Origin of the sequence: Thiomicrospira aerophila AL3 (assembly GCF_000227665.2) — a bacterium.
Classification (GTDB): domain Bacteria; phylum Pseudomonadota; class Gammaproteobacteria; order Thiomicrospirales; family Thiomicrospiraceae; genus Thiomicrospira; species Thiomicrospira aerophila.
Map to the genome: position 1 here is coordinate 968,409 of NZ_CP007030.1, position 17,033 is coordinate 985,441.

Genomic DNA, 17,033 nt, shown 5'->3' on the forward strand with positions numbered 1-17,033 from the left:
TTATTAAGTTAATTTTGCGCAAGCGGCATTAATCTAATGGGTCTTTATTTGAAAAGTGTTACAATGTCATAAAGTTAAGCGTAACGTAATTCAAAAAAGGCTATTAGAAAATAGGAGGCAGGATGGCGGTGTTTGCATTGGTGGATGCTAATAGTTTTTATGCGTCCTGTGAAATTTCATTTCGGCCAGACCTCGCAAAGCGTCCAGTGGTGGTGCTATCGAATAATGATGGCTGTATTGTCGCAGCCAATCATATTGCGAAGGACTTGGTTAAGCACCATGCCCGTGATTATGGGCAAGGAGGCTATGCCGCGGCCAAGCCGACCAGCATGATGTTTCAACCCTATTTTAAAGTCGCTGATGTATTAACCCGTTACAACACAGCCGTGTTTAGTTCTAATTATGAACTCTATGGCGATATGAGTGCGCGTATGCACCGTATGCTAGGTGAATATGCCGCGGGACAAGAAATCTATTCAATTGATGAATCCTTTTTAGATCTGTCGGGCATGACGGCGTGGAATTTAACTGATTATGCCCAACTGATGCGCAGCAAAATTAAACAGGGGTTAGGTTTACCGGTCGCAGTCGGCATAGGCGGATCCAAAACCCTGGCTAAACTGGCTAATCATTTGGCTAAAAAGCAGGTACAGTTTGACGGTGTGTTGGATTTGACTGCGCTGAGTCTTCCCACTCAAACTGCGTTATTGCGTCAAGTACCCATAGAGGATGTCTGGGGCGTGGGCCGACGCATGGCGCCCAAGTTACAAGCCTTAAATATTCATACTGCCTATGATTTACAGCAGGCCAACCCCAAGCAATTACGCCGTCACTTTTCGGTAGTAATGGAACGATTAATTGCTGAGCTAAACGGCGAAAGTTGCTTAAGCCTTGAAGCGGTGGCACCGGCCAAGCAACAGATTATTCGTTCGCGCTCATTTGGTCAGCCAATAGTAGCGTTTGACTGGTTAGCGCAAGCGGTGGCGAGTTATACCGCACGGGCCGCTGAAAAATTGCGCCAGCAAGGCTCGGTTTGCCAACATATTCATGTTCACCTGCGTACCAATCCTTATGATAGCAAACAGCCTTATTATGCTAATTCGCATGGTATGGGATTGGTCTATCCCACCGATAATAGCCAATTGTTGATTAAACTGGCCAAGCGTTTACTCAAGCGCGTTTGGCAACCAGGTCTGGCCTATCACAAAGCAGCGGTAACCTTATCGGCTATTAGTGATAAAGGGCCATTACAGCTAGATGTATTTGCCCCAGAACCTAAATTCTCAGCTAATCCAAAATCAGACGCACTGATGACGACCCTCGATGCCATTAATCAAAAAATGGGTCGTGGCAGTATTCAATTTGCCGCCGAAGGCTTGGCGGATAAGGCGCAGTGGGCGATGCGTCGCGCCCATTGTTCACCGCGTTATACCACGCGTATTGATGAAGTCTTGGTGGTGAGTTAAATGACGCAAACCTGGACTTGGTGGGCAGCTAAACCGGCTACATTTACGCTCAATGATTGGGTGCTGGTTGATATAGAAACCACAGGCGGCAAACCGGGGCGTGATGAGATTATTGAAATTGCGGTGCAGCGCTTTCACGAAGGCGAATGGGTGCAATCTTGGCAACAACTTATTCGCCCCCAGCGCACGATTCCGCCTTGGATTACCCGTTTAACCGGGATTACTAATGCCATGGTCGCGGATGCGCCGCGTTTTGATGAGATCGCTGATGAATTAGCGGCCTTGTTAGCCGATAAAGTGTTTGTTGCACACAATGCCCGTTTTGACTATGGCTTTATTAAACATCAGTTTAAGCAACTCGGCTTAAACTGGCGAGCGACGACGCTGTGTACCGTTAAATTATCTAAACAGCTCTTCCCGCAGTACCCGCGGCATGGCCTAGATCATTTGGTGGCGCGCTATGACTTACCCCAAGTAGATCGTCACCGAGCCATGGGCGATGTGGAGCTGATGGTCGCATTTTTGGCAAAACTGAGTGATGAGGTTGCACCAGAACAGCTATGGTCTATGCTGGCGCAACTGCTAGTACAGCCAAGTCTGCCAGCGCATTTAGATCCACATGCGTTGGATGAGTGTGAAGATGTGCCCGGCGTCTATCGTTTTTATGGCGAATGCGGACGGCTGCTCTATGTTGGGAAATCGGTACAGCTACGCACGCGCATTTTAAGCCATTTTAATCCAGATCAACGCACGGCTAAAAATCTTAAAATGCTTAGCGAAATTCACCATCTTGATTGGACAGAGTGTGAAGGGGATTTAACCGCGCAACTGCTTGAATCTAATAAAATCAAAGAGTTATCGCCTAAATATAATGTTAAGTTACGCAAACAAACACGCTTGTGGCGTTGGGTAAAGTCGCTGGATAAGCAGGGTTACGCACAGTTGAAGTTAGTGGCCAGTGATGCGTTAACCGTTGAGGATTTACGGGATAGCTATGGTTTGTTTCGCTCACAAAAACAAGCTGAAGAAGCCATGCGTAATAAGGTTAAGGAAGCAAATTTGTGTCAGCGCTTAACCGGTTTAGAAAGAAAATCGCACGGCGCTTGCTTTGCCTATCAACTCAAACAATGCCGTGGTCCTTGCGTGCAAGAAGAGTTACCGAACCAGTACAATTTGCGCCAAGATATTGCACTGCTGAGTTGGCAGCAGCAGGCCTGGCCGTGGTCAGGACCGGTGTTAGTGCGTGAAACAGCCGAAAGCGAGCGTGGGTTAGTGATTTATCAATGGCAAGTGGTGGCGGAAGTGGATGATGAGAGTGAATTAGCGGCGTGTTTAGCTAGCAGGCCTGCTAAGGGCCAAGCTCTAGACTTGGATAGCTATCGTATTTTATGTAAATTTTTACTTAAACCGCCTAAAGGCATGATAATTCAGCCTTTAAAGTGGCTGGCAGCGCGAGAGGTGTGTGATGAATAAGTCAGTGAAATCAGGACATGGTGGTAAGCGAGCAGGGGCTGGGCGCAAAGCAGGCAGTGGGCCTTTTGGTGAAGCGACCAAAGTAATGCGTGTGCCCGCATCCAAAGTCACTTTAATTAAAAGTTGGTTACATAGTTTGTATGACCCTTCTGCAGCATCGATTTCTGACTGGCAGCTTGTTGACCCGTCCAGTAAGATTGCACTGCCGGTATTTAGTCATAAAGTGATTGCCGGTTTTCCATCACCTGCTGATGATAACCTGGAAGAGACGATTGATCTGAATGAAGCTTTTGTGCCCAGTGTCAATACCAGTTTTGTGGTGCGAGTGCAGGGCGATTCGATGCTAGAAGCAGGGATTTTACCGGGTGACCAATTGGTTATAGATCGCAGTATTGAGCCGGTATCAGGGAAAATTGTTGTGGCGTCGGTAGATGGCGATTTAACGCTGAAACGCCTTATTAAACAAAAAGATAAGCTATGGCTTTATCCAGAGAATAGCCAATACCAACCTATTGCAGTACATGAAAACACAGAATTGGTTATTTGGGGTGTGGTGGTGTCTGTGCTGCGGAAGCTTGATTGACCTGGTGAGCGAAAACTAATACCTGTGCCACAGCTTGAAATAAAGGTTTTGGAATGCGTGCTTCTAACGGCAGTTGTGCAAGCACCGCAGTGAGTTCGGGGTCTTGGTAAAGCGGGATGTTATGTTCTTGAGCGCGTTTGATGATGGTTTCGGCTACAGAGCCTTTGCCTGCAGCGGTCACTCGTGGCAAATCCCCTTGATCATATTGCAGTGCAACGGCTTGAGCAAGGGGTTTGGATTGGGACATGAGTTTAAAGTTGTAAGGCGTCAGTTAAACCAAGATTTTCAGCACTTTTGATTAAAGGCTCTGCAGGGTCTTGCCAGCTAAAATTAAACCCTTCACGTTGTATTTTCGTGATAAGTGCGAGTAATAACTGCAATCCAGCCGTATCAATATTAATAATATTATCTGCGACCAATGTAATATTAGGTTCGCAGTCTACAAGCAAGTCCGTTATGCGAGCATATTCCGATTGTACAGACTGGATGGTGAGTGTTTCGGGTAAACTTATCACACTACTCATGACCAATATCCTTTTGGTTATTAAATAACTCGACTAATTACGGAGAGTAGTTTTTCTGGGCTGAAAGGTTTAACAATCCAACCTGTTGCACCCGCATCTTTACCCTTAACTTTCATGTCACCCGAAGACTCCGTAGTTAGACACAAAATTGGCGTAAACTTGTAGTTAGGCAAAGCTCTTAATGCTGTGATTAGCTCAATGCCATTCATGTTGGGCATATTGATATCAGTTACCACTACATCAAATTGCTCTTGCTTAGCAATGTTTAATGCAGCTGCACCATCTTCGGCTTCAACAACTTGGTGACCAGCAGAGGTAAGTGACATAGTTACCATTTGGCGCATAGACTTAGAATCATCAACAGCTAAAATTTTCGGCATATTTTTAACTCGCTTTAATTAATTTTTTCGATTTAAGGAATTCTACGCTGATTTTTAAAAAGAGTAAACAATCTTTACGTAACGTTAATATGTCATAACACTTCAGATGCAAATTCAGCCAACCTTGAACGTTCACCTTGCTTCAAGGTCATGTGAGCGCCATGTGCCCAATCCTTAAACCGATCAACAACATAGGTTAAACCAGAGGTGGTTTCCGTTAAATAAGGTGTATCGATTTGACCTATGTTGCCCAGACAAATAATCTTCGTTCCAGCCCCAGCGCGTGTAATCAATGTTTTCATTTGTTTCGGAGTAATATTTTGTGCTTCATCAATAATGATGTATTTTTTCATGAAGGTTCGCCCACGCATGAAGTTCAATGATTTGATTTTGATGCGTTTATTTAAAAGCTCACTGGTGCTTTGTTTTTCCCAGTCGGTATGTTGGCCGTCACTAGCGGTAAGCACTTCTAGGTTATCCATCAATGCGCCCATCCATGGCGTCATTTTTTCTTCTTCGGTTCCGGGTAAGAAACCTATGTCTTCACCAATCGGAATGGTGGCGCGTGTCATGATGATTTCATTGTAAATGCCACTATCTAAAGTTTGTTCTAATCCGCAGGCAAGGGCTAGCAGCGTTTTGCCTGTCCCGGCAGGACCGAGTAACGAGACAAAGTCGATATCAGGATCCATTAAAAAATTCATCGCCATGTTCTGTTCGGTATTACGCGCATTAATACCCCATACAGCATGCGTCTTAGATGAATAATCAGTTAGGGTTTCTAGCGTGGCAAGTTCCCCATCAATCTTGCGGATGATAGCACTAAACCCTGAGTCATTTGGGCTAATTAAGCATTGATTCGGATACCAATGGCTATTTGGCGCCATTTTTAATTCATAGTAACTACGACCCTCACTTTGCCAAGCCTTCATATGTTCACTGTGCTGTTCAAAGAAGTTTTCGGCTAACACTTCATACCCCGTGTAGAGCAGGTCGGCATCTTCAAGCACACGATCGTTGTAGTAATCTTCTGAATGCAAGCCCACAGCGGAGGCTTTGATACGCATGTTGATGTCTTTTGTCACCAGTGTCACATTGCGCTCTGGAAACTCAGCTTGCAGCGCTAGACCTACTTTGAGAATTTGGTTGTCCGCTTTATGGCTTGGAATAGCTACAGGAAGGTCGGCATCAAGCGGCGCTGTTTCAAAAAATAATTTACCTAAATGACTGACATCTGCCTTGCGCTTGGTAGGGTGAATGTTTTCTAATTCCAGGCCGGCTTTAAGCATTTCAAAGCTAGAACCGTTAATAATTTGATCAAGTAACCGGTTGGTTTCCCTCACGTTTCGAGCAACTTCTGACATGCCTTTTTTGGCAGAGTCTAACTCTTCTAGTACGGTCATCGGGATGAAAAGATCATGCTCGTCAAAGTTAAACAGTGCCATCGGGTCGTGCATAAGCACATTCGTATCGAGGATGAAAAGTCTAGGCTGATTAGTTAGAGTCATTTAGCGTGTTCTCCGAAATTAAATGCGCTTAAGAAGAGTGAGTACGTCTTGGGCGTGCTGGGGTACCCGTACTTTTCGCCAGGATGCAACTACCTGTCCAGTTTCGTTTAATAAAAAGGTTGAGCGCTCAATGCCCATGTATTCTTTACCAAAATTCTTTTTGAGTTTGATTACATTAAACGCTTGACACAATACCTCATCTGGGTCACTGATTAACTCAAATGGAAAGGCATACTTTTCTTTAAAATTTTGATGCTGCTTTAGGCTGTCCTTAGAGACACCAAAAATTTGGCAGTTAAGTTGTTGGAATTCGTTGTATAAGTCACGAAAATCCTGTCCCTGTTGCGAACAACCTGGTGTGTTGTCTTTCGGATAGAAATACAGGATGGCATATTGCCCCAATAGTGTTTGGTCAGTAATCTGTTGGTCCGGAGTAGCTGGAAGGTTAAAGGCAGGAAGGCGTAGCTGTTGATCGGTCATGGCCGCAAAATCCATAGTGGTGAATTCCTTTCAGGTTGGATTAAACATCATGCTCTTAGTATGGCGTTAAACCGGCTTAGTCGCAACCATTGCGCTAATCATTTGTTATAAAGCCGATTGGCGGTTGAACTAATTACCCCTTAGCGTTAATATTACGCCTTTGAAGCGGCGTTTTTTACGTCGATACTCGATGAATTATTTTGGTGTTTGGAGTTAGCCTTGGCATTGACTGGCAGCATGGTGGCATTGGTCACCCCGATGAATGAAAACGAAACAGTGGATTACTCGGCTTTAGCCAGTTTAATCGAATGGCATATTGCTGCCGGCACTCAAGCCATTGTAGCGGTGGGTACCACCGGTGAGTCTGCAACACTTGATATGACTGAACATTGTGCAGTCATTAGATTTGTTGTTGAAAAGGTGGCTGGACGGATTACGGTTATTGCCGGTACCGGTGCTAATTCAACGACTGAAGCAATTGAACTAACGCAATGCGCAAAAGCGGCTGGGGCAGATGCCTGTTTACTTGTCACACCTTATTACAACAAACCGACCCAAGAAGGCTTGTTTCTTCATCACAAGAAGATTGCTGAAGCGGTTGATATTCCACAGATTCTTTATAATGTCCCTGGGCGGACCGCTTGTGATATGCAGCCAGAAACAATTGGACGCCTTGCTACTATCCCCAACATTATTGGCGTTAAAGAAGCGACCGGTGATTTGTCACGCGTTGCCAAAATTCAAGCTTTAGTGCCAGCCGATTTCTACCTATATAGTGGCGATGATGCAACTGCAGTTGATTTTATTTTACTTGGTGGGCATGGTGGGATATCAGTCACAGCCAATGTTGTGCCTGAGCAAGTTGCTCGTGCTTATCAGGCGGCCTTAGCTGGCGATGCAACATTAGCACATCAAATTGACCAACCACTTGCCTTATTGCATCAACGACTGTTTGTTGAAGCCAATCCGATTCCGGTAAAATGGGCGCTGGCAAAAATGAACAAGATTAGCCCCGCAATTAGATTACCCTTAACGCCTTTATCTGAGCCTTTTCATGGTTTAGTGTCTGAGGCTATGAACCAAGCAGGAGTAGGTATTTGAACGCAACATACAAAGCAGCAGGCCTGGTGGCCGCGTTAGCACTTCTAGGTGGTTGTTCAGTTTTTAAAGGCGGTGAAACCGATTTTAGGGATAGCGAAGGGCGTTTATTACAAGGTATTGAATTACCCCCTAACTTTGTATCCCCCGGTCAGCAACGTGCGCAAGCGAATGAGCGCTTGGTTGCCCCTGTGCTACAACAACAAGATAGCTTGCCGAGAGCATCGGCAACCGGTGTAAGCGTAGAGTCAAATTTAGTTCAGCGCTGGCTGGTGTTTGAAAATAAAACCAGTTTTGAAGTTTATAACCTGTTGCAACGCTTTGTGGCCGGTCAAGGCTTTGATATTGCTACGGCTAATTTCGAGCTAGGTTTGATTCAGACTGACTACTTGGCACGGACTGATATTGCACCTGTGGCTTTAGAGGTAGGGTTATTAACGCGTTTACTTAACCGTTGGCGTGATGAGCGCGTAACCGGGCTTTTTGACCGATATAGTTTTCAAATTATAGAACAAGACGGTCAAGTTTCAGTGTATGTGCAACACAATATGATGACCGCAGATTCGTCGGGCGATATCACTCAGTGGCGCTTACGTCCTTATGATCCGATGATGGAAATGCTTGCTTTGTATCGCTTTTTGGTGTTTGTAGGTGAAACGGGCGAAAGTGCCATCGACAAAATTGCTCAAGCGCCTTATTATCATGAAGTGCTTCGAGGTGAAGAAATTCGTGGTATTGCTTTGGCTGCGCCTTTAGACCAGGCTTGGGATTATTTACAAGCCCAAGCAGTACGTGCAGATTGGAAAATTGTTAGTCAATCACGCAATGAACGTATTATTATTGTCGAAGTAAGCGAAGATATTAGTAGCTTAAACTGGCTAAACCGTTTGTTTGCTAGTCAGCGTAGTCGCGTGTTGGTGTTAATGCTGGAAGCAGACGCTGAACGTGATGGGATTACCCTCGTTGAACTGAACGCACAAGCAAGCGATACACCGCTCAATGGTGAGCAGCGACGCGCCTACCTTGAACAGCTTGGTCTATTATTCGATTAAATCATTTCGACTCAACAACCCTCGTCATGAGGGTTTTTTCATTGGAAGTTAGGTTATGTACATTATCTGGGGTCAGTCTGCCCACTCTGAATATCGTCTGCAGCAATTGTCAGTAAAATTACAACAGCAAGGCCCATTAAGCCAGCTGCGCAGTCAATGGTTTTACATGGTGACTAGCCATGTACCCTTGACTGATGCAAGACGCGCAAGTTTAAGTTTGTTATTAAATGGACAAGAGCACGAAATAGCTGCAATGGTTGCACAACCAAGTTGCCTAATCACACCACGTGCCGGCACTATTTCGCCCTGGTCAAGCAAGGCTACCGATATAGCGCATTTATCTGGCTTTAGCGAAGTGACACGCGTTGAGCGTGGCACCGCCTACTATTTATCAGGCTATGATACTCATCAAGCCAGTGCCTATTTTGCCAAACTCTATGATCGCATGACATCACAGGTTTGGACGGATCAAGCTGAGTTAGCGAGTCTATTTGAGCAGGGGCAGCCACGTAATGTCAATCATATCGATATCTTACAAGGTGGTCGTGAGGCGTTGGTCCAAGCTAATCAGTCCCTAGGCCTAGCGCTAAGTGCGGATGAAATTGATTATTTAGTGACTAACTTTAAACAATTACAACGCAATCCTACTGATGCAGAGTTAATGATGTTCGCGCAAGCGAACTCCGAGCATTGCCGCCATAAAATCTTTAACGCCGACTGGATTATTGACGGGCAGGCAAAAGATCAAACCCTATTTGGCATGATTCGCAATACTTATCGGCACCATTCAGACGGTGTGTTATCAGCCTATAGTGATAATGCTGCAGTATTGGCTGGCCCCCAAGCTACGCGCTTTTTTCCTGACGCAAAAACCGCTGAATATGGTTATTCCAATGAACCGACTCATATTCAGATTAAAGTCGAAACCCATAATCACCCTACAGCCATTTCACCTTTTCCAGGTGCGGCAACAGGAGCGGGTGGGGAGATTCGAGATGAAGGTGCCACCGGGCAGGGTTCTAAGCCCAAATCTGGCTTAACGGGTTTTACAGTGTCTAACCTCAACATTCCAGGGTTTAAACAACCTTGGGAGCGCGATTATGGTCGTCCAGGACGCATTGTTTCGGCATTGGATATTATGCTTGAAGGGCCTTTAGGCGCAGCTGGCTATAATAATGAATTTGGCCGTCCAGCGATCAATGGCTATTTTAGAACCTACGAAAACCCTTTATTGACCGAAGAAGGCGAAGAAATGCGTGGTTATCACAAGCCAATCATGTTGGCAGGTGGTTTAGGCAACATTCGTGATATGCACGTCAAAAAGCAAGACATTCCTGTCGGTGCTAAGTTAGTAGTATTGGGCGGTCCGGCCATGTTAATTGGTTTGGGTGGCGGAGCTGCATCCAGCGTCGATACCGGCGCCGGCGCCGAAGACTTAGATTTTGCTTCCGTACAGCGCGATAACCCTGAAATGGAGCGTCGTGCGCAAGAAGTGATTGATCGTTGTACTTATTTAGGTCACGCTAATCCGATTGCGTCAATTCATGATGTGGGGGCGGGCGGATTGTCGAATGCCTTCCCTGAGTTAGTCAACGATGCCGGTCGTGGCGGTTTATTTGACTTGCGCAAGGTGCCTAATGATGAACCCAGCATGTCGCCGATGGAAATTTGGTGTAATGAATCACAAGAGCGTTATGTGTTGGCCATTTATCCTGATCGCTTAGCTGAGTTTGAGGCTATTTGCCAACGTGAGCGGGCTGTATATGCCATTGTAGGCGAGGCAACTGCCGAACAGAAACTGCAAGTGCGCGATAGGTTGTTAGACGCTAATCCAGTTGATTTACCCTTAAATGTATTACTAGGTAAGCCTCCTAAGATGCAGCGTGACGTAGCAACCCGTGTGATTGGTCAGCCTGGTTTTGAATCAGCCATTCTTAATCTTGAAGAAGTGACCGAGCGCTTGCTAAAACTGCCCACCATTGCGAGTAAATCATTTTTAATTACTATTGGTGATCGTTCGATTACTGGCATGGTCACGCGTGATCAAATGGTCGGCCCTTGGCAGGTGCCGGTGGCTGATGTGGGCGTGACTGCCGCAGATTATCAAGGTTATTTTGGTGAAGCCATGGCGATGGGTGAACGTCCACCGGTTGCGTTAATCAATCCGAAAGCGTCAGCGCGGTTAGCTGTCGCGGAGGCGATTACCAACGTTGCTGCCGCCAGAATTGAAAATCTCAGTGACATCAAGATGTCAGCTAACTGGATGGCGGCGGCGGGGCATCCGGGTGAGGATGCCGCGTTATTTGCCGCTGTTGAGGCGGTCGGGATGGAATTGTGTCCAGCGCTTGGCATTGCGATTCCTGTCGGTAAGGACTCAATGTCTATGAAAACCGTTTGGCAGGAGCAAGGTCAGCATAAAGCCGTAATTGCGCCGGTATCTTTAAATATTACCGCTTTTGCGCCTGTACTCGATGTGCGTAAAACCTTAACGCCACAATTGCGCACCGATATAGGTGCGACCCAGCTGCTTGTCATTGATCTTGGACGGGGGCAAAACCGCTTAGGGGGCAGTTGTCTAGCCCAGGTTTATAATCAGGTGGGTGAGTGCAGCGCCGATCTGGATAGCGCGCAGGATTTAATTGCGTTTTTTAATGCTATTCAGCAAATGAATGAACAGGGATTGATTCATGCTTATCATGATCGTGCCGATGGTGGCTTGCTCGTGACCTTAATGGAAATGGCTTTTGCCGGTCATTGTGGTATCGATATTGATGTCAGTGCGCTAGGTAATGAACCGATTGCGGCTTTGGCAGCAGAAGAACTAGGTGCGGTACTACAAGTTAAGCAAACTGATTTAGAAAAGGTCAATGCTATTCTTGTTGATTTGGGCTTGGACAGCCTTAGTCACTGGATTGGTCAGTTAAACAATCGCGACGAAATCAAGTTTGTACATAATGGTCACACTTTGCTCAGTGGCGCACGATCGCATTACCAGGCCTGGTGGTCTGAAACGTCTTATCGGATGCAAGCTTTGCGTGACAATGCCGATTGTGCTCAGCAAGAGTTTGATGCGATCACCGATAGTGAAGCGACCGAGTTGGTTGCCAAAGCCACATTTGATATTAATGACAATATCAGTGCACCGTTTATTAAGACTGGCGTACGTCCAAAAGTGGCGATTCTACGTGAACAGGGAGTAAATGGTCAGCAAGAAATGGCCGCTGCGTTTGATCGCGCCGGCTTCAGTGCGGTTGATGTACATATGAGTGATATTCTTGAAGGGCGCATTTCGTTACAGGACTACAAAGGTTTAGTGGCCTGTGGCGGTTTCTCCTATGGTGATGTCTTAGGAGCGGGGCGTGGCTGGGCGAGTTCTATTCTATTTAACCCAAGAGCGCGCGATGAATTTGAAGCCTACTTCAACCGTGATGATGCCTTTAGTTTAGGGGTATGTAATGGCTGCCAAATGATGTCGAATTTAAAAACAATCATTCCTGGTGCGCAGCATTGGCCCGCTTTTGTGCGCAATCGCTCGGAGCAGTTTGAAGCGCGTTTATCCTTAGTTGAAGTGCAAGAATCGCCCTCCATTTTATTGGCCGGAATGGCAGGCAGTCGTATTCCTGTTGCTGTTGCGCATGGTGAAGGTCGGGTTGATTTTAACCTCGCAGGGGGCGACGCGACGCAGGCTCATATTGGCTTGCGTTATGTTAACGCGAAAGGTGTACCTACCGAACGTTATCCCTTTAACCCAAATGGATCGTCTCAGGGTATTACTGGTTTAACCACCGATGATGGTCGTGTCACTATTATGATGCCGCATCCTGAGCGGGTTTTTCGTGCGGTACAGCATTCTTGGTGTCCTGATGATTGGACTGAGGATGCACCCTGGATGCGATTATTCCGTAACGCGCGCCGTTGGGTTGGTTAGTAGCAAGAAATCTGCGCTCATAAAGTAACTTTAGAGCGCTATAAGATAATTCTTTAGTAAGAACTAATAGGCTAGTTTGACTTTATTCCGGCTTTTGGTTAACTTAGTTGGACTTTTTGGGAAGCGCTTGCGCTTAATTTATAATTATAAAACGGAGAGACCTTATGTCTTTGAGTCGTCGTGAGTTTTTACATGTAATGGCTGTAGCCGCTGCGGCAGGTATGTTACCTGCTGGTGCACGTGCAATGGGTGGCAAGCCAAGTGGCGCTGATCTTTCAATGTATGATATGCCAATGAAAGGTAATGTTCGTTTGCTGCATACTACTGATACTCACGCGCAGCTAAAACCTATTTTCTTCCGTGAACCTAACGTAAACTTGGGTGTTGGGCCAGCACATGGTCAGCGTCCACACATCGTGGGTAAAAAGTTATTAGAAAGCCTAGCTGAAAGTGGCGTAAAAATCGAAGAGGGTTCTGCTGAAGCTTATGCCTTCACCTACCTAGACTTTGATGAAGCGGCGAAAAAATATGGTCGCTTAGGTGGTTATGCTCACCTTAAAACCTTAATGGATATGTTGCGCAAGCAAGCAGGCGGTCGTGAAAATACTATCCTTATGGATGGTGGCGATACTTGGCATGGTTCTGCTACTGCTTTGTGGACACGTGGTATGGATATGGTTGAAGCAACCAATATCCTAGGTGTGGATGTGATGACTGGGCATTGGGAATTTACTTATGCACAAGAAGAAGTATTACGTAACCTGCAAGCATTCAAGGGTGAGTATATTTCACAAAACACCCGTCTTCGTGAAGATGCGTTATTTGGTGATGAATATTATGCACTAGCCGAAAAATATGGCCATGGTTTATACAACGAAGACGAATTGCGTCCGTTTAAGCCTTATACAGTAAAGACCATCAACGGTAACCGTATTGCTGTGATTGGTCAAACTTTCCCACGTATGTCAAACGCTAACCCAATTGCTAACTTCCCAGACTGGTCTTTCGGTCTACGTGAAGAAGAATTACAAGAAACGGTTGACCATATCAAGGCAAACGAAAACGTGGCCGCTATTGTGGTTATTTCTCACAATGGTATGGACGTGGATATCAAAATGGCCGGCCGCGTGTCAGGAATCGACGCCTTCTTTGGTGGTCACACCCACGATGGTATGCCTGCACCAACTAAAGTACAGCGCCCAGATGGCGGCACCTGTTATGTGACCAATGCGGGTTCAAACGGCAAGTTTGTTGGCGTAATGGACTTAGACATTAAAGATGGCAAGCTACAAGATGTGCATTACCGCCTGTTGCCGGTATTCGCGAATATCCTGCCTGCTGATCCAGAAATGCAGAAGTTTATTGATGACTTGTATGCACGCAAGTATGACGAAAACGTTATCGAAGCGCGTAATCCTAAGTATCGTGTTAATCCAGATCGTTTAGGTAAAACCTACGGTGAGATTTTGAGCGAAGAACTCGCCATTGCAGGTGAAACACTCTATCGTCGTGGTAACTTCATGGGAACCTGGGACCAGATCATCGTTAACGCATTGCGTGAAGAGCATGATGCTCAAATCGCTATGTCTGCGGGTGTTCGCTGGGGTACCTCAGTCATGGCCGGTGAGATGATTACCATGGAGCGTCTAATGGACGAAACTTCATTGACCTATGGTGAAACCTACCGTACTGAGTTAACCGGTGCACAGCTTAAAGACATTTTTGAAGGCATTGCGGAAAACCTTTTCGTTATCGACCCTTACCTGCAATCAGGTGGTGACATGGTACGTTTAGGTGGCATGGATTACACCATTGATCCAAACGAAGCCTTAGGCAACCGTATTTCTAATATGGTGTTGGATGATGGCACCCCAATCGAAATGGATAAATCTTATTCTGTTACTGGTTGGGCACAAGTTGATACAGTAGGTGATGGTCGCTTAGTATGGGACATCGTAGCTGATTATCTACGCCGTGAAGCCAAGAAAAACAACGGAGTTGTGAAGCTTGATAAGGTGAATCACCCAACCTTGATCGGTGTTAAGAATGATCCAGGTTTAGCAGACTATGCAGGCAAGTTAATTTAATTAACGCCTTTAAGTTAATGATTGTTAACCCAGCCTACGGCTGGGTTTTTTTATTCGGAAAAATTATGTTACTTTCTCAAAAACGAAAAGACTGGCTAGGAAATATCCGAGGCGATGTACTGGCGGGTATCGTAGTGGCTTTAGCGCTTATTCCTGAGGCGATTGCTTTTTCAATTATCGCCGGCGTGGATCCTAAAGTGGGTTTATATGCTTCATTTACCATTGCCGTGGTGATTGCGATAGTCGGTGGGCGTCCGGGGATGATTTCCGCAGCGACCGCGGCGACCGCTTTGCTGATGATTAATCTTGTTAAAGACCATGGCCTAGAATATTTATTGGCGGCGGGTATCTTAGCAGGCCTGCTGCAAATCTTGGCCGGGTATCTTAGATTAGATCGTTTTATTAGTTTTATCTCACGCTCAGTAATGACGGGGTTTTTAAACGCGCTGGCGATTTTAATTTTTATGTCGCAATTACCTGAGCTTACCAATGTGACGTGGCATGTTTATGCTTTAACAGCACTCGGTTTAGTCATTGTATATTTATTTCCGTATATCCCTAAAATTGGCCAATTGATTCCATCGCCTTTGGTGGTCATTATTGTGCTGACAGCCATTGTTCTCGCCATGGGGATTGATGTACGCACCATTGGTGATTTAGGTGAGTTACCCGATAGCTTACCGGTATTTTTGCTGCCTGATGTGCCATTTAATTTAGAAACCTTATGGATCATTTTGCCTTATGCGGTTGCGATTGCCCTAGTTGGGTTATTAGAGTCCTTGTTAACTGCACAAGTGCTCGATGAAATGACCGATACGGATTCAGACAAGGCCCGTGAGTGCAAAGGTCAGGGTGTGGCGAATATTGCATCAAACCTAACCGGTGGTATGGCAGGTTGTGCGATGATTGGTCAATCGGTTATCAATATTAAATCGGGTGGACGCGGGCGTTTATCAACCTTTACCGCAGGCGTGATGCTATTGGTGATGGTGGTCTTTGTAGCAGACTATTTAGCGGTTGTGCCAATGGCCGCGTTAGTAGCGATTATGATTATGGTGTCTATCGGGACCTTTAGTTGGGTGTCGATTCCGGAAATGCGTACTAATCCTATGTCCGCAACGATTGTGATGTTGGCGACTGTTATTATTACGCTTTGGACACATAATTTAGCCTTTGGTGTGATATCTGGTGTGATCTTAGCCGCGTTATTTATGGCCTATAAGATGACACAATTTATGGCGGTTGAACAAGATTATGACCCGCAGCAGGATATTCGCACCTACAGAATACTGGGTGATGTGTTCTTTAACTCAGCAGATAAGTTTATTAATAGTTTTGATTTCAGAGCGGTATCCAGTAAGGTCGTGATTGATGTGAGTGGCGCCCATTTTTGGGATATTAGCGCCGTTTACGCCCTCGATAAAGTGGTCATTAAATTACGCCGTGAGGGGGCGGATGTAGAAGTGTTAGGTTTAAATCATGCCAGTGAAAGCTTGGTGGATAAATATGCTGTGCATCAGGATCCTAAGAAAGCGGCAAAATTGATGGGGGAACACTAAATGGATAAGTTACAACAGCATTGGGTCATAGCCTGTATTGATGGCTCAGCCATGTCGGATCATGTAGTGGATGCGGCGGCTTGGATTGCCGAGCAAGTGAATTCGCCGCTTGAAATTATGCATACACTTGAGCGCGATGGGTTGACTCGTCCGATTGATCATTCAGCGAGTTATCGACCGAATATGCGTGAAGATTTGATTCAAGAATTGGCAGAGCAAGAACGCGCAGAAAGTAAACGCCTTATTGTAGAGGGTAAGCAACTGCTGGACGCCCAAAAACATCGTTTGGCCGGTCTTGCGATTAAAAATATCATGACCAAACAACGTCACGGTAATTTAGCTGAAGCACTTAAAGGCATTGAAGATCAGATTCGTGTGTTAGTGGTGGGGCTGCGCGGTGAAGACCATGAAGACCAAGAAAAAGTGATGGGCGCGCAACTCGAAGACACCATTCGCGCAATACATAAGCCTATTTATGTGGTTAATGGTGTCTTTCAAGCGCCTAGGAGTCTATTGCTGGCCTACAACGATACCGAGGCTGCGCGTAAAGCGTTAAAGTTCGTTTGTGAAAGTCCGCTCTATGCTGACATTGAGATTCACCTGGTACACGTTAATGATAAGCCACAGATTGGTCAGGCTATTTTAGAGGCGGCTGAAGTATCACTAATCCGTTCAGGCCGACACTATAGCACTGCCTTGTTAAATGGCGATCCACAAACCGCTTTGTTAACCTATCAACAAACCCAAGCTATTGATTTAATTGTTATGGGTGCATTAACCCATGGTTCATTACATCAATTATTTTTTGGTAGCATGGCGTTAAAAGTCCTGCAGCGCACCACCACTTCAGTGCTATTGATTCGTTAAATAACGAAGCTGCAGACTTAGCCTTAGG

Annotated in this window: 14 protein-coding genes; 9 read left to right on the forward strand and 5 right to left on the reverse strand. The window is 45.8% G+C overall.

The features are described 5' to 3' along the window. Window positions 1–122: 122 nt before the first annotated feature. From THIAE_RS04635 to THIAE_RS04645, 3 genes are read left to right on the forward strand one after another with little or no spacing between them, the layout of a single operon-like run. Window positions 123–1,466 carry a Y-family DNA polymerase gene (locus THIAE_RS04635; RefSeq protein ID WP_006459008.1) on the forward strand — a complete coding sequence of 448 codons (1,344 nt, stop codon included), beginning with the start codon at window positions 123–125 and terminating at the stop codon, window positions 1,464–1,466. After that, window positions 1,467–2,939: an exonuclease domain-containing protein gene (locus tag THIAE_RS04640; RefSeq protein ID WP_006459007.1), complete on the forward strand. Its 1,473-nt coding sequence runs from the start codon at window positions 1,467–1,469 to the stop codon at window positions 2,937–2,939. It abuts the gene before it with no gap. After that, entirely contained in the window at window positions 2,932–3,522 is a 591-nt protein-coding gene (locus THIAE_RS04645) for a LexA family protein (protein WP_006459006.1), read from the forward strand. The genes THIAE_RS04640 and THIAE_RS04645 overlap by 8 nt, the downstream gene beginning before the upstream one ends. Here the strand turns inward: THIAE_RS04645 and THIAE_RS04650 are convergent. The 5 genes from THIAE_RS04650 to THIAE_RS04670 all read right to left on the reverse strand — a co-directional run bounded on the left by THIAE_RS04650 (window position 3,479) and on the right by THIAE_RS04670 (window position 6,429). Continuing rightward, entirely contained in the window at window positions 3,479–3,769 is a 291-nt protein-coding gene (locus THIAE_RS04650; RefSeq protein ID WP_006459005.1) for an EscU/YscU/HrcU family type III secretion system export apparatus switch protein, read from the reverse strand. The genes THIAE_RS04645 and THIAE_RS04650 overlap by 44 nt on opposite strands. Window positions 3,770–3,773: 4 nt before the next feature. Next, window positions 3,774–4,046: an STAS domain-containing protein gene (locus THIAE_RS04655; protein WP_006459004.1), complete on the reverse strand. Its 273-nt coding sequence runs from the start codon at window positions 4,044–4,046 to the stop codon at window positions 3,774–3,776. Window positions 4,047–4,066: 20 nt separating this feature from the next. Continuing rightward, complete coding sequence (locus tag THIAE_RS04660) at window positions 4,067–4,426, reverse strand: response regulator (RefSeq protein ID WP_006459003.1); 360 nt, start codon at window positions 4,424–4,426, stop codon at window positions 4,067–4,069. Window positions 4,427–4,518: 92 nt separating this feature from the next. Next, on the reverse strand, window positions 4,519–5,934 hold the full coding sequence (locus tag THIAE_RS04665) for a PhoH family protein (protein WP_006459002.1): 1,416 nt from the start codon (window positions 5,932–5,934) through the stop codon (window positions 4,519–4,521). A gap of 18 nt (window positions 5,935–5,952) precedes the next feature. Next, the gene (locus THIAE_RS04670) at window positions 5,953–6,429 is read right to left on the reverse strand and encodes a peroxiredoxin (RefSeq protein WP_006459001.1); all 477 of its coding nucleotides are present in this window, start codon (window positions 6,427–6,429) and stop codon (window positions 5,953–5,955) included. A 204-nt stretch (window positions 6,430–6,633) separates the two neighbouring features. On the opposite strand from THIAE_RS04670, the gene dapA reads away from it, so the two are divergent. The 6 genes from dapA to THIAE_RS04700 all read left to right on the forward strand — a co-directional run bounded on the left by dapA (window position 6,634) and on the right by THIAE_RS04700 (window position 17,005). Continuing rightward, window positions 6,634–7,515 carry a 4-hydroxy-tetrahydrodipicolinate synthase gene (dapA, locus tag THIAE_RS04675; RefSeq protein ID WP_006459000.1) on the forward strand — a complete coding sequence of 294 codons (882 nt, stop codon included), beginning with the start codon at window positions 6,634–6,636 and terminating at the stop codon, window positions 7,513–7,515. Next, window positions 7,512–8,564, forward strand: coding sequence for an outer membrane protein assembly factor BamC (gene bamC, locus THIAE_RS04680; RefSeq protein ID WP_006458999.1), 1,053 nt, complete (start codon window positions 7,512–7,514; stop codon window positions 8,562–8,564). Before dapA ends, bamC begins: the two co-directional genes overlap by 4 nt. 55 nt (window positions 8,565–8,619) lie before the next feature. After that, window positions 8,620–12,492, forward strand: a complete 3,873-nt coding sequence (purL, locus tag THIAE_RS04685; protein WP_025299316.1) for a phosphoribosylformylglycinamidine synthase — start codon at window positions 8,620–8,622, stop codon at window positions 12,490–12,492. Between the two features lie 164 nt (window positions 12,493–12,656). Continuing rightward, a complete protein-coding gene (locus tag THIAE_RS04690) occupies window positions 12,657–14,579 on the forward strand; it encodes a 5'-nucleotidase C-terminal domain-containing protein (protein WP_006460256.1) in 1,923 nt (640 codons plus the stop codon). Window positions 14,580–14,644: 65 nt separating this feature from the next. Continuing rightward, window positions 14,645–16,138, forward strand: coding sequence for a SulP family inorganic anion transporter (locus tag THIAE_RS04695; protein WP_025299317.1), 1,494 nt, complete (start codon window positions 14,645–14,647; stop codon window positions 16,136–16,138). Beyond that, complete coding sequence (locus THIAE_RS04700) at window positions 16,139–17,005, forward strand: universal stress protein (RefSeq protein WP_006460258.1); 867 nt, start codon at window positions 16,139–16,141, stop codon at window positions 17,003–17,005. Window positions 17,006–17,033: the final 28 nt, after the last annotated feature.

Bases quoted from the DNA above. Each gene is read 5' to 3' on its own strand.
- THIAE_RS04635 (WP_006459008.1), top strand. From the start codon at position 123: ATGGCGGTGTTTGCATTGGTGGATGCTAATAGTTTTTATGCGTCCTGT.
- THIAE_RS04700 (WP_006460258.1), top strand. From the start codon at position 16,139: ATGGATAAGTTACAACAGCATTGGGTCATAGCCTGTATTGATGGCTCA.
- THIAE_RS04670 (WP_006459001.1), bottom strand. From the start codon at position 6,429: ATGGATTTTGCGGCCATGACCGATCAACAGCTACGCCTTCCTGCCTTT.
- THIAE_RS04695 (WP_025299317.1), top strand. From the start codon at position 14,645: ATGTTACTTTCTCAAAAACGAAAAGACTGGCTAGGAAATATCCGAGGC.
- THIAE_RS04665 (WP_006459002.1), bottom strand. From the start codon at position 5,934: ATGACTCTAACTAATCAGCCTAGACTTTTCATCCTCGATACGAATGTG.
- THIAE_RS04660 (WP_006459003.1), bottom strand. From the start codon at position 4,426: ATGCCGAAAATTTTAGCTGTTGATGATTCTAAGTCTATGCGCCAAATG.
- THIAE_RS04650 (WP_006459005.1), bottom strand. From the start codon at position 3,769: ATGTCCCAATCCAAACCCCTTGCTCAAGCCGTTGCACTGCAATATGAT.
- THIAE_RS04645 (WP_006459006.1), top strand. From the start codon at position 2,932: ATGAATAAGTCAGTGAAATCAGGACATGGTGGTAAGCGAGCAGGGGCT.
- purL (WP_025299316.1), top strand. From the start codon at position 8,620: ATGTACATTATCTGGGGTCAGTCTGCCCACTCTGAATATCGTCTGCAG.
- THIAE_RS04655 (WP_006459004.1), bottom strand. From the start codon at position 4,046: ATGAGTAGTGTGATAAGTTTACCCGAAACACTCACCATCCAGTCTGTA.
- THIAE_RS04690 (WP_006460256.1), top strand. From the start codon at position 12,657: ATGTCTTTGAGTCGTCGTGAGTTTTTACATGTAATGGCTGTAGCCGCT.
- THIAE_RS04640 (WP_006459007.1), top strand. From the start codon at position 1,467: ATGACGCAAACCTGGACTTGGTGGGCAGCTAAACCGGCTACATTTACG.